This is a genomic window from Psychroserpens damuponensis (assembly GCF_000826655.1).
GTDB lineage: Bacteria > Bacteroidota > Bacteroidia > Flavobacteriales > Flavobacteriaceae > Psychroserpens > Psychroserpens damuponensis.
Genome location: NZ_JXJO01000001.1, coordinates 31501 through 52614 on the forward strand (window position 1 = coordinate 31501; position 21114 = coordinate 52614).

Annotated in this window: 20 protein-coding genes and 1 riboswitch; of the genes, 12 read left to right on the forward strand and 8 right to left on the reverse strand. The window is 32.3% G+C overall.

Translation table 11 applies throughout. The annotated features are described in order from the left end of the window. Positions 1 to 4 precede the first annotated feature (4 nt). The 6 genes from TD29_RS00115 (at position 5) to TD29_RS00140 (ending at position 6197) form a co-directional block, all read left to right on the forward strand. Positions 5 to 919 carry a glutaminase gene (locus TD29_RS00115; protein WP_040278032.1) on the forward strand — a complete coding sequence of 305 codons (915 nt, stop codon included), beginning with the start codon at positions 5 to 7 and terminating at the stop codon, positions 917 to 919. 22 nt (positions 920 to 941) lie between these two features. Beyond that, complete coding sequence (locus TD29_RS00120) at positions 942 to 1775, forward strand: sugar nucleotide-binding protein (protein WP_040278033.1); 834 nt, start codon at positions 942 to 944, stop codon at positions 1773 to 1775. A gap of 105 nt (positions 1776 to 1880) precedes the next feature. Beyond that, positions 1881 to 2171, forward strand: coding sequence for a 4a-hydroxytetrahydrobiopterin dehydratase (locus tag TD29_RS00125; protein WP_040278034.1), 291 nt, complete (start codon positions 1881 to 1883; stop codon positions 2169 to 2171). A gap of 52 nt (positions 2172 to 2223) precedes the next feature. Continuing rightward, the gene (locus tag TD29_RS00130; RefSeq protein ID WP_040278036.1) at positions 2224 to 4281 is read left to right on the forward strand and encodes a carboxy terminal-processing peptidase; all 2058 of its coding nucleotides are present in this window, start codon (positions 2224 to 2226) and stop codon (positions 4279 to 4281) included. 2 nt (positions 4282 to 4283) lie between these two features. Further along, positions 4284 to 5318, forward strand: coding sequence for an LIC11966 family surface protein (locus tag TD29_RS00135; protein WP_040278037.1), 1035 nt, complete (start codon positions 4284 to 4286; stop codon positions 5316 to 5318). Positions 5319 to 5447: 129 nt separating this feature from the next. Continuing rightward, entirely contained in the window at positions 5448 to 6197 is a 750-nt protein-coding gene (locus tag TD29_RS00140; RefSeq protein ID WP_040278038.1) for a YebC/PmpR family DNA-binding transcriptional regulator, read from the forward strand. Between the two features lie 1081 nt (positions 6198 to 7278). On the opposite strand, the gene TD29_RS00145 is transcribed toward TD29_RS00140, so the two are convergent. Both TD29_RS00145 and TD29_RS00150 read right to left on the reverse strand, forming a co-directional pair. Continuing rightward, complete coding sequence (locus tag TD29_RS00145) at positions 7279 to 8508, reverse strand: glycosyltransferase (protein ID WP_040278039.1); 1230 nt, start codon at positions 8506 to 8508, stop codon at positions 7279 to 7281. Between the two features lie 4 nt (positions 8509 to 8512). Further along, a complete protein-coding gene (locus TD29_RS00150) occupies positions 8513 to 8986 on the reverse strand; it encodes a heme-binding domain-containing protein (RefSeq protein ID WP_040278040.1) in 474 nt (157 codons plus the stop codon). A gap of 48 nt (positions 8987 to 9034) precedes the next feature. On the opposite strand from TD29_RS00150, the gene TD29_RS00155 reads away from it, so the two are divergent. From TD29_RS00155 to TD29_RS00165, 4 genes are all read left to right on the forward strand, one after another. Further along, on the forward strand, positions 9035 to 9613 hold the full coding sequence (locus tag TD29_RS00155) for a hypothetical protein (RefSeq protein WP_040278042.1): 579 nt from the start codon (positions 9035 to 9037) through the stop codon (positions 9611 to 9613). A 65-nt stretch (positions 9614 to 9678) separates the two neighbouring features. Continuing rightward, entirely contained in the window at positions 9679 to 11022 is a 1344-nt protein-coding gene (purB, locus tag TD29_RS00160) for an adenylosuccinate lyase (protein WP_040278043.1), read from the forward strand. A 10-nt stretch (positions 11023 to 11032) separates the two neighbouring features. Next, positions 11033 to 11212, forward strand: coding sequence for a hypothetical protein (locus TD29_RS18325; protein ID WP_152611433.1), 180 nt, complete (start codon positions 11033 to 11035; stop codon positions 11210 to 11212). 118 nt (positions 11213 to 11330) lie between these two features. Then, entirely contained in the window at positions 11331 to 11849 is a 519-nt protein-coding gene (locus tag TD29_RS00165) for a hypothetical protein (protein ID WP_040278044.1), read from the forward strand. Positions 11850 to 12007: 158 nt separating this feature from the next. Here the strand turns inward: TD29_RS00165 and TD29_RS00170 are convergent, their stop codons facing one another. The 4 genes from TD29_RS00170 to TD29_RS00185 form a co-directional block, all read right to left on the reverse strand. Next, the gene (locus TD29_RS00170) at positions 12008 to 12553 is read right to left on the reverse strand and encodes a DUF4252 domain-containing protein (protein ID WP_040278045.1); all 546 of its coding nucleotides are present in this window, start codon (positions 12551 to 12553) and stop codon (positions 12008 to 12010) included. A 92-nt stretch (positions 12554 to 12645) separates the two neighbouring features. Further along, the gene (locus TD29_RS00175) at positions 12646 to 13215 is read right to left on the reverse strand and encodes a DUF4252 domain-containing protein (RefSeq protein WP_040278047.1); all 570 of its coding nucleotides are present in this window, start codon (positions 13213 to 13215) and stop codon (positions 12646 to 12648) included. A gap of 11 nt (positions 13216 to 13226) precedes the next feature. Next, complete coding sequence (locus TD29_RS00180) at positions 13227 to 13748, reverse strand: hypothetical protein (RefSeq protein WP_040278049.1); 522 nt, start codon at positions 13746 to 13748, stop codon at positions 13227 to 13229. After that, complete coding sequence (locus TD29_RS00185; protein WP_040278050.1) at positions 13735 to 14244, reverse strand: RNA polymerase sigma factor; 510 nt, start codon at positions 14242 to 14244, stop codon at positions 13735 to 13737. Before TD29_RS00185 ends, TD29_RS00180 begins: the two co-directional genes overlap by 14 nt. Positions 14245 to 14483: 239 nt before the next feature. Between TD29_RS00185 and TD29_RS00190 the strand changes: the two genes are divergently transcribed. Next, the gene (locus TD29_RS00190) at positions 14484 to 15926 is read left to right on the forward strand and encodes a S41 family peptidase (protein ID WP_040278052.1); all 1443 of its coding nucleotides are present in this window, start codon (positions 14484 to 14486) and stop codon (positions 15924 to 15926) included. A 79-nt stretch (positions 15927 to 16005) separates the two neighbouring features. On the opposite strand, the gene TD29_RS00195 is transcribed toward TD29_RS00190, so the two are convergent. Both TD29_RS00195 and TD29_RS00200 read right to left on the reverse strand, forming a co-directional pair. Continuing rightward, positions 16006 to 17400, reverse strand: a complete 1395-nt coding sequence (locus tag TD29_RS00195; protein WP_084203356.1) for a DUF5074 domain-containing protein — start codon at positions 17398 to 17400, stop codon at positions 16006 to 16008. Between the two features lie 2 nt (positions 17401 to 17402). Then, the gene (locus tag TD29_RS00200) at positions 17403 to 19235 is read right to left on the reverse strand and encodes a TonB-dependent receptor plug domain-containing protein (RefSeq protein WP_040278053.1); all 1833 of its coding nucleotides are present in this window, start codon (positions 19233 to 19235) and stop codon (positions 17403 to 17405) included. A gap of 29 nt (positions 19236 to 19264) precedes the next feature. After that, positions 19265 to 19587, reverse strand: a riboswitch (cobalamin riboswitch). Positions 19588 to 19825: 238 nt separating this feature from the next. Here TD29_RS00200 and TD29_RS00205 point away from each other — a divergent pair. Continuing rightward, complete coding sequence (locus tag TD29_RS00205) at positions 19826 to 20986, forward strand: ABC transporter substrate-binding protein (RefSeq protein WP_040278055.1); 1161 nt, start codon at positions 19826 to 19828, stop codon at positions 20984 to 20986. The last annotated feature ends 128 nt before the right edge of the window (positions 20987 to 21114 follow it).

Consider the following 21114-nt stretch of genomic DNA (forward strand, 5'->3'; position numbering starts at 1 on the left):
GTATATGCAAGATTACCAAAGCATTTTAAATGACATCCACTCTAAACTGAGCAAAGAAGAAAACAAGGGAACTGTAGCATCTTACATTCCTGAGCTTAAACATGTTGATAAAAATGCTTTGGGTATTCACCTTCAAGTGGTTGGAGATACAACCTATGGTGTAGGACATTATAAAGAAAAATTCTCAATACAGAGTATCTCTAAAGTATTAACATTAGCTAAAGCCATTTCAATTGAAGGTTATAACCTTTGGGAACGTGTTGACGTAGAGCCTTCTGGAAATCCATTTAACCATTTGTCATTGTTAGAGCAAGAAAATGGTATACCAAGAAACCCTTTAATAAATACTGGTGCTATCGTTATTGCAGATATTCTCGTATCTCAATTAAAAAATCCAAAGCAAGATTTTTTAAATTTTGTAAGGCAATTGGCTAATGATGAGAGCATCAATTACAATGAAACCGTTGCAAAATCTGAAAAAGAAACGGGTTATAGAAATTATGCTGGAGCCAACCTTTTAAAATCATTTGGAAACCTAAATAATGACGTTGAAGAGGTTTTAGATTTCTATTTTCATCAATGTTCTTTAGAAATGACCTGTGAGCAATTGTCTAAAACGTTTTACGTGTTTGCTAATAAAGGAATTTGTATGTTAGAGAAAGTCCATCTTAAAAAAAGCCAAACAAAACGTATTAATGCTATAATGCTTACTTGCGGATTTTACGATGAAGCTGGAGAGTTTGCTTTTGAAGTAGGTTTACCAGGAAAAAGTGGTGTTGGAGGTGGTATCATTGCGCTTTTACCTAAAGAGTTTGTTATTTCAGTATGGTCTCCTGGCTTAAATGAAAAAGGCAACTCAAAATTAGGAATGCAAGCGCTAGAAATTTTTACGACCAAAACCAATTTATCAATTTTCTAATTACAAATTGCCCTAATCCATAATGAAAACTTACAAGAGTAAACATCGCATCTTAATTTTAGGTGCAAGCGGATTTATTGGCAATGCCATTTATAAAGAGCTATTGGGTTACTTTAGAACGTTTGGCACGTACAGAATTCCGAAGAAAATATATGAGGACAACCATCAATTTTTTCAATATAACGTTGAAGAAGATGACGTTTATGAAATTCTTGAAGCCACAAAACCAACCATAATTATATCTTGTTTGCGTGGCGAATTTAGAGCTCAAACCATCGCACATCAACATATTGCTGAATATCTTCTAGCACATAACACGAAACTTGTTTTCTTATCGTCTGCTAATGTATTTGATGCCTACAGTAAATACCCTAGTTACGAATTAGATAAAACCTTGAGCGGAAGCGTATATGGGCATTTTAAGATAAAGATTGAAAACATGTTGCTACGTCTTCCCAAGAAAAAAGTAGCCATACTAAGATTACCAATGGTGTTAGGGTCTCAATCCCCAAGACTTAAAGAAATAAAACAGCATCTAGAAGATAAAACTGCCATTGAGATTTTCCCTAATATTATAATGAATGTCACTACAGATTCTAAATTGACACAGCAAATTCATTACATTATTAACCAAGAGAAATACGGTATTTTCCATTTAGGAAGTACCGATTTAGTGCATCATGATGATTATTTTAAAGATATAATTAATCAAATATCATCAAAAAACGGTGTGACTTACAAACACGTTTATACCACTAATGAAGATCGTTATCTAGCCGTGTTACCAAAATTCAATAAACTACCTAAACATTTAGAAATCACCAGCACAGAAGTGTTAGAAGATTTAATAAAATAACAGTTTGTGGTAAAAACCATTCGGTTTATCTTTTTTTCTAGAATGTAAAACCAATTACATCTATTTTACAACAAAAATGTGCTACATTTAAGTAAAAATAAAGCTATGGATTTACTTACAGACGAAAATATAGAAAAACGACTACTACGTTTTCCTGATTGGGAATATAGAAATAATGCAATATATGCAGAGTTTGAATTTGATAATTTTAAAGATTGTTTTAGTGCAATGAGCCGTATCGCATTTGAGTGTGAAGCACAACATCACCATCCTGAATGGACCAATGTTTATAATGTACTTAAGATTTCATTATCTACGCATGATGCTAATGGTGTTACAGAAAAAGATTTTAAATTGGCAGATGCCATAGAAGCCATAGTAGAAGTTGAAGATTAAATAAGCTCAATAGTTGTTAATCCTACCCTAAGCTATTCATTTTAAATTTAATATGCTAAAAAACATACGTCCGTTTTTGTTATTTACTTTCATCACTGTTTTTGGTTACAGCCAAGAAACAGATGTGTTTTGCCAACAGGTAAAAGCATTAACAACCGTTATAGAGCAAAACCATTATCAGCCCAAAATTATTAATGACAGCTTATCTACTCATGTCTTTGAATTATTTTTAGATAACCTCGATGAAGATAAGCGCTTGCTCACACAAAGCGATGTAACTTTATTTGAGAATGATCGGTTTATGCTCGATAATTATATCAAAAACAACACCTGTGAATTTATTGACAAATACGTAACTATCCTCAATGAGCGCATAGAACAGTCAAAAAAAATTATTTCTAAATTAGAATCAGAAAATTTTGACTATTCTGGAATAGACACTTTACGATTTACTCCAGAGTCACAATTTGTCTATTTTAAAAATAAAAGTACTATAAAACGCTATTGGAGCAAACGATTACGCTACAATATACTATACACACTTATTGAAAATGATTCTGTTTTAGAGCATCTTAAAACTAATTTTAAAGCACTAGAGAGCGAATTAAAACCTAAACTCATCCAAAAAGAACTTTGCAAATTAGAAGAACTCCAACATCGTTTAGGCAGTGTTGATCATTTTGTAAAAGAAACCTTCTTAAATGCGTATTTACACTATCACGATCCCAACTCTACATTTTTTAATGCTTCGGAAAAGGAACTTTTTGAAAACGCATTGTCTAATGATCAATTGTCATTTGGCATTATCACAGAAAAAAATGACGATGGCGATATTACTATCGTGCATATTACACCTGGAAGCGCAGCATTTAACAATGAAAACATTGAAGTTAATGATGTCATAAAATCATTAGAATCAAATTCTGAAACGCTAGAAACATATTGTGTCTCTAATGAAGATGTAATGTCCTTTACAAGTGATCAAAATCATAATACAGTAACGTTTAAAATTAAAAAGCAAAACGGGACACTAAAATCTGTAGAACTCACAAAAACCAAAACCAAAACAGAAGAAAACACAGTCTCAGGCTTTATTATTGAAGATAAATCTAAGGTTGGATATATTAGTATTCCTAGTTTTTATTCAGATTTAGAATCTCCTAACGGTTTAGGTTTAGCAAATGATGTTGCTAAAGAATTATATAAACTTCAAAAAGAAAATATTGAAGGCCTCATATTAGATTTACGATTTAATGGTGGTGGCTCCATGAAAGAAGCTGCAGATCTCTCTGGCATGTTTATAAATAGAGGTCCTTTATCTATTTTAAGGTATTCAAATGGAGAAACTTTCACTGTAAATGATACTAATAGAGGAGCTCTATTCACAAAACCAATTGTTGTTTTAGTAAATAACTATAGCGCATCTGCATCTGAGTTTTTTGCAGCTTCAATGCAAGATTATAATAGAGCAATCATAGTTGGGTCAACAACACATGGCAAAGCAACAGCTCAAGTCATTTTACCATTAGATAACAATGGCACATTAGGATTTTCAAAACTCACGGTAGAAAAATTTTATCGCGTAACAGGAAAAAGCCACCAAGCTCTTGGTGTTGTTCCTGATATTATTTTGCCAAATCTCTATGATGATTTTAAAACTCAAGAAGCATTTACAGCATATGCACTTAAAAACGACTCTATAGTTGGCAGAAAATATCCTCAACTTAAAAAATTACCAATTAATCAATTGCAAAAACAAAGTATAACTAGGGTGAGCAACAACTCAAATTTTGAAGCTGTTAAAGATTTAAATCAATTAATAATCAAAAATTATTTTGAATTAGACACCGAGTATCTCCTAACTCTAGAGAACGTCTTTAATGAAATAACATCTTATAGAACCCAATGGAAAACAATAAATTCACCTCTTAAAAATCATAATTCTAGGTTTACCATTAATAACACAGCAAATACTAATGAAGTCATAAGTTATAATGAAGACAAAAAAATAATCAACCAATCCATTATAAAGGATCTTAAAAACGATCTTTACATAGAGGAAGCTCAAGCTATTCTTCAAGATTTACTTCACTTAATCTCTCTAAACTAAATATGAAAACAATAACTTTAAAATTAACTCTAATTGTTTTATTTGTAGCAACGTCAATGAGTGCTCAAACCTTCAATAATGCATCAGAATATTTAGATTTTATAGCCGAAGAGCAAGAAGAAATCACTAAAAACATGTGGAAATACACCAAAGCTGTTGCACATAGTAAAAGTGCTAGAAGTATTGATGGCAAAAGAAAAAAATTACTTAAAACCATAGATCAAGCCATTGCAAAAATTTCAAAAGCAGACGGTTTTGAAGATGACGATTACAAAAACAAAGTATTGAAACACATGACCTTTAATAAAGACTTATTAAATCAAGATTATGCTAAAATCATTGATATGAAAGAGGTCGCAGAACAATCATATGATGCCATGGAAGCTTATATACTCGCTCAAGAAATGGCAGATCAAAAAATGGAAGAATCTCAACAAGAATACGAGAGAAACTTTTATGAATTCACAGCGAAACACAACATTCAAATTATAGAAAGCGAGTCAGATTTAGGTAAAAAAATGAAAATTTCAAATGAGGTTTTTGAACATTATCACGACTTATATTTAACCTATTTTAAAGTGTACATCAATGAGGTTTATCTCATGGACGCTATACAAAAAAATGATGTGAGTGCCATTCAGCAAAACGCAAATGCACTTGTAACGGCTGCAAAAGAAGGCTTAGAAATTCTAAAAACAAAAAACACTTATAAAAACGATAAATCTATTATAGAAGCTACAAAAAAAGCCTTCGAATTTTTTATTGAAGAAGGTGAAATCCAAATCCCAAAAATCACAGAGTTTTTAATACTCAATGAAGACTTCGTAAAAATAAAAACAGCTCTAGAACAAACCAACGAGCGCAAACGTACAAAAGAGCAAGTTGACAACTATAATAAAAAAGTAAAAGAGGTTAATAATGGAGCAAATAATTATAATAAAGTAAATGCTCAATTGAACACAAAACGTCAAAATGTTATTAATGGTTTAAACGCTACAAACGTTAACTTTTTGTCAAAGCATATTCCAAAAGATTAATTCTTTAATTACTTCGGAAATATGCCAACCACAAATATTGTCAATTCCATATAATTTCAATAATTTTGAATCTAATAACATCACAATAAAACATATTCCGTTTTTTACGGACACTTAAATAACATTTACATGGGAAGAGCTTTTGAATTTCGTAAAGCAAGAAAAATGAAACGTTGGTCTGCAATGAGCAAAGCCTTTACTCGTATAGGTAAAGACATTGTTATGGCTGTAAAAGAAGGTGGACCAGATCCAGATTCTAACTCTCGTTTGCGTGCTGTAATTCAAAATGCGAAAGCTGTAAACATGCCAAAAGATAATGTAGAGCGTGCTATCAAAAAGGCTAGCGAAAAAGATCAAGGCGATTACAAAGAGGTCCTTTTTGAAGGATATGCACAGCATGGTATTGCAGTGCTTATAGAAACAGCAACAGATAATAACACGCGTACAGTTGCAAACGTACGTTCCTATTTTAATAAAACCGATGGTAGTCTTGGTACATCAGGCTCTGTAGTTTTCATGTTTGATCATACTTGTAATTTTAAAGTTAAAGGTGAAGAGTTAGACCTAGAAGACCTAGAATTAGAACTCATAGATTTTGGAGTAGAAGAAATTTTTGAAGATACCGATGAAGATGAAGAAGGTAACGAAGTTACAAGCGTTATGATTTATGCACCTTTTGAAAGCTTCGGAAACATCCAGTCGTATTTAGAAACAAATAATATCGAAATTATTTCATCTGGTTTTGAGCGAATTCCCCAAGTTACAAAGCCTTTATCGGCAGAAGAAGCTCAAGATGTTGAAAAACTACTCGAAAAATTAGAAGAAGATGATGATGTACAAAATGTATATCACACGATGCAAGAGTCTACTGAGGAGTAACTCTTTTTTGCAGATTCCAATTGTCATTCAGAGCGAAGCGAAGAATCTCTTTAAAAATCAATTTCTTTAAATAAAAGATTCTTCAGTCGTGCCTCCTTCTGAATGACAAAGTGAATTTTAATTCTAAGTAGAGTGTTTTTTTAAATGCCAAATGTCATTCAGAGCGCAGCGAAGAACCTCTTTGAATAGCAACTTCTTTAAATAAAAGATTCTTCAGTCGTGCCTCCTTCTGAATGACAAAGTGAATTTTAATTCTAAGTAGAGTGTTTTTTTTAATTACCAAATGTCATTCAGAGCGTAGCGAAGAATCTCTTTGAAAATGAACTTCTTTAAACTTAAGATTCTTCAGTCGTGCCTCCTTCTGAATGACAAAGTGAATTTTAATTCTAAGTAGAGTGTTTTTTTAAATGCCAAATGTCATTCAGAGCGCAGCGAAGAACCTCTTTGAAAATCCAACTTCTTTAGATAAAAGATTCTTCAGTCGTGCCTCCTTCTGAATGACAGAACGAAATCTAATACTAACTTGATTATATTTTAAATGCCAATTGTCATTCAGAGCGTAGCGAAGAATCTCTTTGAAAATCAATTTCTTTAAATAAAAGATTCTTCAGTCGTGCCTCCTTCTGAATGACAGAACGAAATTTAATACTAACTTGATTATATTTTAAATGCCAATTGTCATTCAGAGCGCAGCGAAGAATCTCTTTGAAAATCCAACTTCTTTAGATAAAAGATTCTTCAGTCGTGCCTTCTTCTGAATGACAGAACGAAATCTAATACTAACTTGATTATATTTTAAATGCCAATTGTCATTCAGAGCGCAGCGAAGAATCTCTTTGAAAATCCAACTTCTTTAAATAAAAGATTCTTCAGTCGTACCTCCTTCTGAATGACCGAACGAAATCTAATACTAACTTGATTATATTTTAAATACCAATTGTCATTCAGAGCGTAGCGAAGAATCTCTTTGAAAATCCAACTTCTTTAAATAAAAGATTCTTCAGTCGGCCTCCTTCTGAATGACAAAAATCTCCAAATGCCAAACTCTCCAAATGACAGAACTCTCCAAATGACAAAAAACTCACTTATTCTTCTCCTCAATCCACTTACTCATATACTTTGTGCTTTGTAATGTATGATGCTGTAACAATTGACCAATAAAATTGTGCTGCCTATGAGCCTCTAAATTATCAATTAATTCTTGTAGTCGATTTTGAAGTTCACTTTCAAAATGATCTTTAGAAAATTGCTGTTCTAAAATTTCAAAGCCTAAATCTTGTTGTGTGGTCCAGATAGAATTATCTGTATATAATTTGATAGCATGATGGATAAATGCTTCCGAAGCATCACAAACAAAATCTTGATTAGAATCATCAACAATCCCTTCTACTCCAATTGTAGTGGACACAAACGGCGTTCCGTTTTGCATGGCATCAAACAGTTTCCCCTTTAGTCCAGCTCCAAACCTAATTGGAGCCAAAAGCACTTTAGAATTTTGCATAACTAGGTTAACATCTTCAGCAAATCCTTGTATTAAAAAGCCTTCTTTTTCGTTGTGTAATTGATTTACTTTTTGTGACGCATACGAGCCGTAATTATGTATTTGAGCATTTGGTAATTTGGCTCTAATACCTGGCCAAATGGTTTGTTTTAAATAGAGTAAAGCATTATAATTAGGTTCATGTAAAAAGTTTCCAATAGATATAAAATGCTGTCGTTCTTGATAAGCAGGATACTTATTCTTCTTTTCTTCGGAAATTGGCGCAACCAGAAACGGTAGGTAAAGTAATAACGATGTATCTATTTTAAACGTGTTTTGAAGTAGGCTCATTTCCGAAGTAGAAATAATCAAACTCAAATCGCAACGATAGATACTTGCAATTTCGCGTTTTGTGGTATCATTATATAAATTAGCAGTTGTAACTTCAAGATTATCTTTAAACGCTTGCTGCCTGGCACGTCTTAAAAAATGTAAATCTTCGGTATCTAGAATTTTTATCGCTTTTGGGCACTGTTGAGAAACTCGCCAGCCAAACTGCTCCTCTGTCATAAACCGATCAAACAAAACGACATCTGGATTGCATGTTAATACAAAATCATCAAAGCTAGAACTATTAAGTTCAATCGTAGCTTTCTCAACTCCAATAGATGCTAAATCAAACGCATTATCGCTTTTAGCACAAGCACTTGCAAAGGTGATATGATATCCTTGGGATTGAAAAAAGGAAATTAATTGCATCATCCTGCTTCCTGCAGCAGAACTTTTAGGCTCTGGCCAAACAAAACCGATGATTAATACTGTTGAATTCAAAAGGCTATTGCGCTTTTAATTGTTCTTGATAATTAGCTTGTACTTCTTTTCCCCAAGCAACAACTGCAGCAATTTGCGCATCGGTTAAATTTGCATCACCATGAGTGTAAGTGTAAGATTCTAGAGGCATCTTTTTTTCTTCAACCTCTTCAACCATTTCGTGTATTTTATGCTCTTTCTTTTTTAAATCATAACCATCCCAAGCCGACATATTGAAATGTTTTTTTCCGTCTTCAACATGATCTGCCAACCAATAATTTACAGGTGTTATTTTATTGTACCAAGGGTATCGTGTTACATCTGTATGACAGTCATAACAAGTATTCTCTAATATACTTTTAACATCACTTGGCGGATTCGTTTCAGATAAAAACGCATTCACTGTAGTTATATCACCTTCGTTTCTATCTGGTCCAAAAAATTGCATAATGATAAAAACAATTAATAATGCAACGAGTATTTTTTTTATAATTTTCATGTGGTTATATTTATATATTGACTAAGCTATAAAAGTAAAACAATCCATTTGACTACCGAAGCACTTTATAAAGAATTAAACTATGTAAACCACTCGCGAGAAAAGCGTTTGCATTATGCGAATTTGGTGATTGACCATCCTGAATTGATTCCGAAGTTACTAGATATTTTATTTAGGGTTGATGATAAGATTTCTTGTAGAGCTGCATGGGTTTTTGAATTTATGTGTAGTAAAGATATTGAGTCTTGCATTCCTTATTTAGATGTATTTACCGAAAACATACATCGTGTACACTTAGATCCAGCTGTTCGACCAGTAGCAAAAGTTTGTGAGTGTTTAGCAAATGCATATTATGGCAAAGAAGACAATAACGTAAAAAACACACTACTACATCATCATAAAGAAAAAATTGTTGAATCCTGTTTTGATTGGTTAATCAATGACGAAAAAGTCGCACCTAAAGCCTACGGAATGAATGCATTATACCTACTTGGCACAGAAATAGATTGGATTCACCCAGAATTAGCACTGATTTTGGAGCGCGATTTCTCCTCACAAAGTGCTGCTTTTAAAGCGAGAGCTAGGCATATACTTAAAAAAATTAATAAGCAAAAATCCCGATCATAGCCTAGCTAATAGAGAATCAAATGTTATCTTTGTTTACTTTATTAATAGGCAACAAAACCACAACCATGTCATTATCATCACTTAACGCCATCTCACCAATTGATGGTCGCTATAGAAGTAAAGTTAGTAATCTTGCACCTTATTTCTCTGAAGAAGCACTTATTAAATACAGAGTTTTAGTAGAAATAGAATATTTTATTGCGCTTTGTGAAGCCGATTTACCACAACTTAAAGGTATTGACACGTCAGTTTTTGATGACTTAAGAGCCATTTACACGTCTTTTTCTGCGGAAGATGCGCAAGCTATAAAAGATATTGAAGCCATTACAAACCATGATGTAAAAGCGGTTGAGTATTTTATTAAAGAAAAATTTGATGCCTTAAAATTAGAAGCATATAAAGAGTTTATCCATTTTGGATTAACATCACAAGATATTAATAATACAGCCATTCCTTTAAGTATTAAAGAGGCAATGAATGATGTTTATGTCCCTGAATATCTTGAAGTACTAAATAAATTAAAAGCATTAGCAAATGACTGGGCAGATATCCCAATGCTTGCAAGAACACATGGTCAGCCTGCATCTCCTACACGTTTGGGTAAAGAAATTCAGGTTTTTGTAACCCGTTTAGAAGAACAATTTAATTTATTAAACGATGTACCAAGTGCTGCAAAATTTGGTGGAGCAACAGGTAATTTTAATGCGCATAAAGTGGCCTATCCTAAAAAGGACTGGAAAGCTTTTGGAACTAATTTTGTGCAAGAAAAACTAGGTTTACAACATTCATTTCCTACCACGCAAATTGAACATTATGACCATATGGCTGCGTTATTTGATGCTTTAAAACGCATCAATACAATACTTATTGATTTGGATAGAGATATTTGGACCTATGTATCAATGGATTATTTTAAGCAAAAAATTAAAAAAGGAGAAGTTGGAAGCAGCGCAATGCCACACAAAGTAAATCCTATTGATTTTGAAAACTCTGAAGGCAACTTAGGTATCGCAAATGCGATTTTTGAGCATTTATCTGCAAAACTACCTATTTCTAGACTGCAACGCGATTTAACTGATAGTACAGTATTAAGAAACGTTGGTGTGCCTTTTGGACATACCATTATTGGTTTTAAATCTACACTTAAAGGTTTAAACAAATTATTACTCAACGAACCTAAGTTTGCTCAAGACTTAGAGAATAACTGGGCTGTGGTTGCCGAAGCTATCCAAACGATTTTACGTCGTGAGGCCTATCCTAATCCTTATGAAGCGTTAAAAGGCTTAACTAGAACCAACGACACAATCAACGAACGTTCTATTTCAGAATTTATTGATACCTTAGACGTTCCCGAAGACATAAAAACCGAATTAAAAGCTATTAACCCAAGCAACTATACAGGAATCTAATATTATGAAAATGCCTTCTAAAAACACACTAGCACTTTTGTTTACAGGAGTTATTGAGCTTTGTTTTTTAGTATTTGGCATTTTAGATATTTTAGATTATTTCATTGTAAAGGTGATTTTATTTTCTTCATTCTCCTTATTAGCATTCTATTTGATATGTATTGTAATGAAAGATTCTGAGGTCGAGTAATGGTATTTAATTAGAATTGAGTGTTATGATAAACCGATTTCTAAAAGCTAAACATTGGCATATATTTGTTTTAATGTATGGGCTACCAATTATATTACAAATTTTTATGTTTAGCTCGATGTCCTCTCAATTTGAAGTGCGTGAGCATCCAGACCCTACCTTTATGGTTGATTTTTTTACATTATTCCCAATCATTATGGTGATTTATATGGGACTGTTTTTTGGTTGGTTTTGGTCTATTGCCATTGGATTACAAAAACACATCCCAATAGAGCTTAGGTTGAATTTAAAAAAATTTAAAATATTCTTTTTCATTCCGCTCCTTTATATCTTATTTTTTATGATGCTCATCTCATCTACTTTTTATAATGTATCCTCTGGAGATCATGCAGCTGCAGGCATAATGAGTAAAATGATGCTGTTTATTGTCCCAATGCATTTATTTTCCATGTTCTGTATGTTTTATTTACTGTATGTTTCATCTAAAACAATAAAAACTGTAGAGCTACAAAAAAACGTCTCTTTTAGCGATTTTATTGGAGAATTTTTTATGATTTGGTTCTTTCCTATAGGCATTTGGTTTATTCAACCTAGAATCAATAAAATTGTAAGTGAAACGAGTACTCTTAATGATTAGTATAGCAGTATTAATTTCTAACTAAAATTCATTACTCTTCTTTTTTCTTCGGAAATAGGCTCACAAAAAAACCACCTCAAGTGGTCAGACCTGAAGTGGTAATTAACATTTAAATCAATAGTGCTATTGGTTTAAAATACTTGTGATAAGTATTGGTTTTAATTAAAAAATCCTGAAAACTTCTCTAATGGTGAGTTTTCTATATCAGAATCTTGTATGACTTTGGCTAGCTCTGCTATTTTATTAAAATTCATATCATTACCTAAAACTCTTATAACGCCAAATCCTGCCGTATTAGAATTTCCGAAGAGAATAAACTCATCAATAGCATCACCTTCGCCTATACATTTAATGACGAATTTTCCATCGGTAGAATTTCCGCCACGCATTAATTCTTCATACTCAGGATTTTTAAGAATGGTTTTAACCTTAGCGTACTCTATATCCATTTGTGCTTGATTACTCTCGTCTAAAACAAAGGCAATTAAACTCAATTTTTCAATAGACTCATAAGCTTCTAATTGCTCTTTTGTAAGGGACGCTTCATCGATATCTAAGATACTCACTGGCACATCTAATGATGTAAATCCTGGTGCCAATTCATTATCAACGTAGTACGTTTGCAATGTTTGATCTTGATTGCAACTTTGTAAAGTTACAACCAAGATGAACATTGTGATTATTGATTTGATTGATGTGTTCATGTGTTTATATTTATTATTTTTCAATGGCCACATGCAGTTCGCTGTTCATAATTCTCTTGAACGATAATGCTTTTAACATGCTCGGGTCATAATTAGTTCTTTTTACCAACTTTTTCTAAATTCTTACCTCCAGGTACATTCATGGTACTTGTAATTTTAGAGATTTCTCTTAAATCGATATCACCTGTAATTGATACGACAACTGTTTCAAACTCACGTTTTTCACCATTGATGACAACGCTCTTTTCTTTTGTAAGTTCTCCTAACCCACTAATAAGCATAAATAATTCTTTTACGTGGTTTTCATCTCGTCCTTCTTTTACATAAAATTTTACGGTTTGGTCACCATCTTTAAAACGCATTAATTCACTTAAGTTTGCTTTGTTGATATGACCTTCGGCATCTGCTTTCATATTTTTAGAAATTGTAGTGTTACCTGTACTTAAAATTTTCACACTTTCAATTTTCTTGGCCATTTCTAAGAATTTCTGAGCATCTGGATCATCTAAATCAATGTCTATAGATGCAAGCATACTAAACATTTTTTGATTGATTACACCTGAGCTCACGTCTTTCATATCTTCATATTTATCAAACATACTTTGACCATATGAGACTGAACTTATTAATGCTATTGCGACTATTACTATTAATTTCTTCATAATTTTAATTTTTACTTGTTTTTGTTTTGTTTTTTCTTTTTTGATTTTAAAATCTTGTTGGTAGCTTTAGAAAATTCAGACACATGTTCAAAATTCTCAGCACCTTCAGATAATTTTTTAGACATTAATCCAAAAGCGGCTATATTACTTTCACCTTGCTCAAATTTTGAACCTACAAGGTCAAAAACTTCTACAGCTTGGTTATAAGCAATCTGTTCTTCAGCAGAAAGATCACTAAATGTCTTTTTAGTATCACCAAATTGGGTGGTGAAAATCCCTAACGAGAGTACTAATAATGCTGCGACAGAAATCCATTGATAGATGTAACTCTTTTTAGTTTTTGCTGGAACGTCCTTTGTATATAAATCCTCTTGTTTTGTTGTGTTAAAGTATTGAAATAGGGGTTTGTACGACTCCAAATGTGGTGCTACCTCATCTTGAGCAAAATATGCTTTGAGTTGCTGCTCTTCTTTAATGGTGGTTTCACCATTGTCGTACTTTTCCAGTAGTTTTTCTATACTATTTAATACCATAGCGATGTGTATTAGTTAATTTTTCTCTTATTGTTTTTCTAGCTCTAGATAATGCGACTCTAATTGCCGTAGGATTCATCTCTACTACTTTTGCAATCTCATCAAAGTCATACTCTTCTATATCTCTAAGCTGTAATATTATTTTTTGTTGCTCAGGTAACTCTTCAATTATTTTAGACACCCAATCTACACTATCTCTTGCTTCTACTTGTTTTTCTAATGAGGTGTTTTTCTCTTCGTAATTACTATGAACTATTTTCAAATTTTGTGCCTGTTTTGATTTTAAACGATCTAAACAAAAATTCTTTGTCATGGTCATAGAAAATGCTTCAACGTTTTTGTATTCGGCAATTTTCTGTTTATTCTTCCATAATTTCAGTAAAATCTCTTGCGTTGCATCTTCTGCTTCTTCACGAGAAACGAGCAGTCTTTTTGCTAAACGAAAGACCTTATCCTTAAAAGGCAATACCAATTTTGTAAAATCAGTTTGTGTCATTTGTGGTTGGTTAGTTAAAAAACGAGTGATTAATTCCGCTTCTTATTATTACGACGAGCATGCTTCAGTTTTGTTACAAGTTATTTTTTAATTTACAATAATGTAAGTAAATTTAGAGTTTACTAGACTGATGAGTCTGTATCTATTGAAAAAGAAAATTAATCTAAAATTTCAGAATAAAAGTAGAACAATGCTATGATCTCTTTTTTTCTTCGGAAATTTTAAAACACGAAAACTACATGAAGATATTTAAAATTAGTCTGTTGTTCATTTTAACTTTGTCATTAACAAGTTGTTTTGAAGACCAAGATGACAACCTTATATCTGCAAGTGAAATTAATGATTTTGTTTGGAAAGGTATGAATGCCGTATATTTATATAAAGATGAAATCCCTAATTTAGCAAATGATAGGTTTACGACGAATGAGGAGTACGGTAATTATTTAAGTGATTTTGCTGAACCAGAAGATTTATTTAATTCTTTAATATTTCAACCAGAAACAGTAGATCGTTTTAGTAGGCTAATACCAAATTACATTGAATTTGAGCAACAATTAGCTGGAACTTCAAAAAGCAACGGACTAGAATTCAACCTCTATCTTGAGCCTGGAAGCGATACCGAAGTTTTTGGTATTATTAGATTAGTACTCAATAATAGCGTTGCTAGTAATTTAGGATTACAGCGTGGTCAAATATTTGATGCTGTTAATGGCATACAATTAAATGTAAATAATTTAGAAACATTACTAAATCAAGATAACTATACCTTAAATTTTGGAACTTATAATGATAATGGAACAGATACCGTAGATGATGATACGATTACATCAACTACAAACAGTCAAGCATTAACAAAAGAAGTCTATACCGAAAACCCAGTTCATTTAACAACAGTTATTGATGTGGATGGAGAAAATGTTGGATACTTGGTGTATAACGGTTTCACTGGAAGTTTTGATAATCAATTAAATGCTGCATTTGCTCAACTTCAAGCTAGTAATGTACAGCATTTGGTATTAGATTTAAGGTATAATCCAGGAGGATCTGTACTGACCGCATCATATTTAGGAAGCATGATTACTGGACAGTTTACAGGAGACGTATATTCTAAACTTTTTTTTAATAATGATCAACAAGCGTCCAACAGAGATTTCAATTTTGTAAACGGTTTTGATGGTAATGCAATAAACAGTCTAAATTTAAGTAAAGTATATATTTTGACCACCAATAGATCTGCTTCTGCAAGCGAACTCGTTATAAACAGTTTAAGCGCTTATATTAATGTAATCCATATTGGAGATGTAACAACTGGAAAAACACAAGCATCTCGTACGTTTTACGATTCGCCAACATTAGAAAATGAAAATATTAACCCAAATCATACTTACGCTATACAGCCTTTAATTGCCAATTCTGTCAACGTAAATGATGAAGAAGTACCTCCATCTGGATTGATACCCAATATAATCATTTTAGAATCACCTAGAAATTTTGGCTTATTAGGTAATATCAACGAACCACTTCTTGCAGCAGCAATTGCAGATATTCAAGGTGACGGACGCTTTAATCAGTCTAGCGAAATATATAGACCAATTAAAACGAATCTAAATTTAAAACCGTTTGAAGAAGGTATGTATTTAGATACTGATGATGTAATCATAAACCGGTTAAACTTTAATTAATCGAGTTTAAAACATAAAAAAACCACTCTTTTTGAGTGGTTTTTTTTATTTGATTTAGTTTTAATTTTAGAATTACATCTTAATTAAAGTAAATTCCACCAGGAATAATATTTACTGTTGCATTTGCATCTAATGTATTAGAAGACAAGTTATATGATGACAGAGTTCCGTTACTTGTAAAATCTCCTGCATCAACACCATATAATACTGAGTTATTTACTGTCATTCCGTAGAAACTTAAACCTGTAATTTCTGCAGTGGTTGGTAATGTTGTGTCACTAGTTGTCATTTTAAAAACACTTCCGGCAGAATAATAGTATAATGATCCATTATCTAAAGCTAAATGGTTTGGGTGTTCTGTTACTGCAAAATCTATAGACGTGATACTATTATCTGCCGTATTTATTTTTGATAATTTTCCACCAGTTTCATCACCTGTCCAAGATGGCTTACCACCTGCTAATACCCATAAGTTTCCTGAGTTATCTAATTGCATAGAATTTGGAACATCACCAACAGTAATTGTAGAAGACACCACATCTGAAGTCGCATCAATAACAGATATCACGTTATTTTGACCAAAACCACCTTGATGAGCTACATAAAGTGTATTATTACCCGCTATGATTTCTTCAGGACCTTCTGCAACAGAAATTGTTTGAGCAGTTAGTGTATTAGATGACAAATCTACTACGGCTAAATAATCATCTGTAGCAACAGATCCATCACCCCAATTTGTCACATATCCTTTTCCGTTTGCAAATGCAATAAATCTAGGGTTATTTAATCCTGTATCAATTGTTGCTACAGACTCAAACGTGTAACGATCTACAACTTCAATAGAATTAGTCGCATTTAATATGATATAAGCTAAACCACCATTAAACCCAATACTTTGAGCTGTGTCTCCCAACGGATTAGAATTTACAGTACTATAAATATTATTTTCAACCGTTTGTAAATCATAAGACACAAACGATACAGAAGCGTTTCCTTGTCCAAAATTACCTTCATGAGATATTAAAATCCCATTTTCAAAAGGCGCTGTTTCATTATCTATTATAGTAATAGATGCAGAATTCGTATTTGATATAAGTTCTAAACTTCCATCAACGGCCTCTAAAGTTATAATTAGAGATTCATCATTCTCAATATCTAAGTCGTCAATAATACTAACAACTAAATCAATAGAGTTTTCTCCTGCAGGAAGCATTAAAGAACCAGATAAAGCATCGTAATCTAAACCTGCTTCTGCAGTTCCAGAAACAGAATAGGTGATTTCTACATCAGCGGCAAAAGTTTGAGTAGAAATAATATTAAACATAGCATTGCCTACTGTCTCATCATAAGTATCCTGAGCTGACTGGATTCTTATTTCAGAAATTGAGCTTCCACTAATATCATCATCGTTACTACAAGATGTAAAAATTGCGCCTATTAATAAGGCTACTAGCATTAATTTGTTAAGTTTCATTGTTAAAATTTAAGTATTAAATTGATTGTAAAATTTCTATTTTGCATTGGTCGCAATGCTACGTTTTCGTAATAAGTATTATAAATATTATTTATTCTGAAATCGGCCTCATAAGTCAAATCTCCTGTTGTATTAAACGTATAAGCTACACCTAGATTCCCAACATCAAAACCGTCAAGTGTATTACCTATAATTTCAACTTCACCATTATATAAATGTTGATAAAAAGCAGTAAAAGACTTATAATTATAAGCTAAAGACACATTTGCTTTGTGTAAAGGCACATAAAACAAACGTTGATTTTTTTCTACATCTTCGGTCTCTGTATATGAGTAGGCACTTACAAAATTAAATGTATGTTTATTGAATGTTTTTTGGATGCCGAACTCTGCTTCTAATCCATAGTGTTTGGCATTAGCTACGTTTACAGGATTCCAGTATCCTGTAGCACTATTTGGTCGCCATTGAATCAAATCTGATGTTTTGATATAATAAGTGTTCAGTTTTAAAGTCGCTTTCTTATAATTAAACTCATGACCTAAATCTACTTGATAGGATTCTTCTGGGTTTAAATCTAAATTACCTCCAGGATTCCAATACAAATCATTGAATGTTGGCACTCTAAAGTTTTTAGAAGCATTCAACTTTATCGCATACCATTCTAAAACTTGATAATTTACATCACCAGCAAACACTAAAGGGCTATCAAAATCTGATATTACATCTTGGCGTACATTTAAATTGTATTGTAATTTTTTACTTGGTCTATGATTTAGAATAGCTGTTGCAGAAAAAGCGTTACGTTTGGGCTCGTTAAAGCTATTACCAATTGCTGTGATGTGATTAAAATCTGTAATTACATTTAGACTGAGTCGTTTAGAAAATTGTTGTTTGTAACTATGCTTAATTAAAAAGGTATTGGTTTTACCTTCAGAAAAATTATCTAATGATTTATTTTCAAAGTATTTAAATCGTTCTTGTAAATGACCTGCTTTTAAAGATGATGTAAATTGATTACCTATGTGCGTCCAATCTATCATACTACGATAGTCTTGGGTTTCATATTTACTATTTGAAGGTGCTAACAGTGTTGATGAGAACTCACGATCACCTCTAAAGTTTTGATGATATATTTTTAAAACGTCCTTTTTAGAAAGTATATATCCTAAATTAAAATTGAGATCTAAATTATTAAATGCGCCATTTTCATTTTTACGATCTGTACCTAAAAACTTGTAATCATTTTTAGAATTCACATAAGCCGCACCAATATTTGCTGACCATGTTCCATTTCCGAAGGAAGCATTGTAATTTATATTTTGCGTATCAAAACTACCATAGGCAAGTTGGACACGGTTATCAAAATGGTGGTTAAAATCTAAATCGTTAGACAAATGAATTGTACCACCAATAGCACCACTACCGTATTGCACGCTTCCGCCTCCACTTCTAATGCTAATATTATCGTAATTTGATGTTGATAGGGCATTAAAATCTACTTGGCCGTTGAGTTGAGAGTTTATATTAATTCCATTCCAAATCACAGCAGTTTGAGAGGCATTTGTTCCTCTAAAAGATGGCGATGACACCATGCCATAACCGTTTTCTTTAAAATATATGTTAGAATTAAAACGCAAAACATCTGTTAATGACGTTTTATTTTTTCTCAAAAGTGAATCACTCAATACAGTTAGCTTATAACCTTTAGCGTATTGTTTCAATTTAACATCACTCAATACCACCTCGTCCAACTTTTGAATAGAATCTAAAGTTGTTTGTGCCCAAGTTAAACTGCCAAAAAGCAGCAATAAAAAAAATAGTGTTATCTGTCTCATACCTCAAAGACTTTTCTCCCGAAAGTCATTTTTGATTTAAGAACTTGGCAGGTCTCCTGACTTGTTTTTTATTATTTCACCTTCCCAGTAATTCACCAGTGGTATAGAAGAAAATAATAACTCAATTAATGAGAAAACTGTCTAAATTTGACTGTCATTTCGAACGAATGTGAGAAATCTCATAAAAAAGATTCTTCGCTACGCTCTGAATGACACTCGTAAACAGTTTCAAACTTACAGTTGCGGGAACAGTTCTGGAATTGAAATTAATGTCTCACCAGATTCCCTTTTAATTAACGTAGTCGTCATTCTGAACTTGTTTCAGAATCTCACCATACTTTTACGTATGTGATTAGCGACTTAGTCAAACCAAAATTCAAGTGCAAAAGTACTATAATAAAGTAATTCGATAACACAAATCGCTACTTTTTCTTGTTCATTTTATAGATGAGATAAATAAACCCAATTAAAAAATGGCCAATAATAACACCTGCAACAATATATAATGTTAAATTTGAATCGCCTCTCATGGTATAATTTTTATCAAAATTAATGATAAAACGTCAAATCAAAAGTCACAAATGTTACCAATGAAATACTTTAAATTTTTCCTCATTCTTTTACTCATAAGTTCATGTAAAAATGAGACAAAACAAGACCTAATTACAACTCCTACAGCGCAACAACAAGAGTTAAAATATGCAGAAGGTTTTGTAGTTACAAATGCTAAAAACTATAAACTACTAACCATTAAAAGTCCTTGGCCTAAGAGTGAAAAAGTTTTTAAATATGTATTAATTTCTGCGGAAGAAGCTGCTAAAACAACATTTTTGAAAGATGACTACGATGGCATTATCATAACACCTGTTCAAAAAATTGTAGCAACCTCAACTACTCATATTCCTGCATTAGAACTTTTAGAAGTTGAAAAAACGTTAATAGGTTTTCCTGGAACAGATTATGTGTCTTCGGAAAAAACTAGAACTAGAATAGATAACGAAAGTATTAGAGAGCTGGGCAAAAACGAAGGCATCAATACCGAAGTTTTATTAGAATTACGTCCAGATGTGGTGGTTGCTTTTGGAGTTGATGGCACCAATAAAAGTATGGAAACGGTTGAGCGTGCAGGAATTCCTGTAATCTATAATGGTGATTGGGTTGAAAAATCACCACTAGCTAAAGCCGAATGGATTAAATTTTTTGGTGTACTCTATAACAAAGAAAAAGAAGCCAATTCTATTTTTAATCAAATTGAAAACGATTATCTAGAAGCTAAAAAAATAGCATCAAAATCTACAACACAACCAACAGTGTTATGTGGTGCGATGTATAAAGATGTATGGTATTTACCAAATGGCACAAGTGCAGAAGCACAATTTTTAAATGATGCCAATGCTAATTATCTTTGGAGTGACACCAAAGAAACAGGAAGTATTGCCTTGAGTTTTGAAGCTGTTTTTGACAAAGCTCAAACGACCGATTTATGGTTGAGTCCCTCGTATTATTCAAGTTATGAGGCTTTAGAAAAATCTAATGTGCATTATAAAGAGTTTAGCGCTTTTAAAGACAAGAACATTTATACGTTTTCTAATACCACAGGTAAAACTGGAGGCGTTACCTATTATGAATTAGGTATGGCTAGACCAGATTTAGTACTTAAGGATATGATAAAAATCTGTCATCCTGAGTTATTACAAGATTATGAAACAACGTTTTTTAAGCCTTTATTGTTAACTGATACAACAGATTAATGTCATTCAGAGCATTCCGACGACAGTCGGAGTCGAAGAATCTATACATTGGAATTTTATAATTTATAAATAATGAGATTTCTCGTTCTTCGAAATGACAAATGAGAACTACAGTAAAAAAGTGATTA

Coding starts and splice junctions, on each gene's coding strand:
- TD29_RS00190 (WP_040278052.1), top strand. CDS start 14,484: ATGAAGATATTTAAAATTAGTCTGTTGTTCATTTTAACTTTGTCATTA.
- TD29_RS00120 (WP_040278033.1), top strand. CDS start 942: ATGAAAACTTACAAGAGTAAACATCGCATCTTAATTTTAGGTGCAAGC.
- TD29_RS00170 (WP_040278045.1), bottom strand. CDS start 12,553: ATGAACACATCAATCAAATCAATAATCACAATGTTCATCTTGGTTGTA.
- TD29_RS00115 (WP_040278032.1), top strand. CDS start 5: ATGCAAGATTACCAAAGCATTTTAAATGACATCCACTCTAAACTGAGC.
- TD29_RS00200 (WP_040278053.1), bottom strand. CDS start 19,235: ATGAGACAGATAACACTATTTTTTTTATTGCTGCTTTTTGGCAGTTTA.
- TD29_RS00175 (WP_040278047.1), bottom strand. CDS start 13,215: ATGAAGAAATTAATAGTAATAGTCGCAATAGCATTAATAAGTTCAGTC.
- TD29_RS00195 (WP_084203356.1), bottom strand. CDS start 17,400: ATGAAACTTAACAAATTAATGCTAGTAGCCTTATTAATAGGCGCAATT.
- purB (WP_040278043.1), top strand. CDS start 9,679: ATGTCATTATCATCACTTAACGCCATCTCACCAATTGATGGTCGCTAT.
- TD29_RS00130 (WP_040278036.1), top strand. CDS start 2,224: ATGCTAAAAAACATACGTCCGTTTTTGTTATTTACTTTCATCACTGTT.
- TD29_RS00185 (WP_040278050.1), bottom strand. CDS start 14,244: ATGACACAAACTGATTTTACAAAATTGGTATTGCCTTTTAAGGATAAG.
- TD29_RS18325 (WP_152611433.1), top strand. CDS start 11,033: ATGCCTTCTAAAAACACACTAGCACTTTTGTTTACAGGAGTTATTGAG.
- TD29_RS00135 (WP_040278037.1), top strand. CDS start 4,284: ATGAAAACAATAACTTTAAAATTAACTCTAATTGTTTTATTTGTAGCA.
- TD29_RS00180 (WP_040278049.1), bottom strand. CDS start 13,748: ATGGTATTAAATAGTATAGAAAAACTACTGGAAAAGTACGACAATGGT.
- TD29_RS00205 (WP_040278055.1), top strand. CDS start 19,826: ATGAAATACTTTAAATTTTTCCTCATTCTTTTACTCATAAGTTCATGT.
- TD29_RS00165 (WP_040278044.1), top strand. CDS start 11,331: ATGTCCTCTCAATTTGAAGTGCGTGAGCATCCAGACCCTACCTTTATG.
- TD29_RS00125 (WP_040278034.1), top strand. CDS start 1,881: ATGGATTTACTTACAGACGAAAATATAGAAAAACGACTACTACGTTTT.
- TD29_RS00140 (WP_040278038.1), top strand. CDS start 5,448: ATGGGAAGAGCTTTTGAATTTCGTAAAGCAAGAAAAATGAAACGTTGG.
- TD29_RS00150 (WP_040278040.1), bottom strand. CDS start 8,986: ATGAAAATTATAAAAAAAATACTCGTTGCATTATTAATTGTTTTTATC.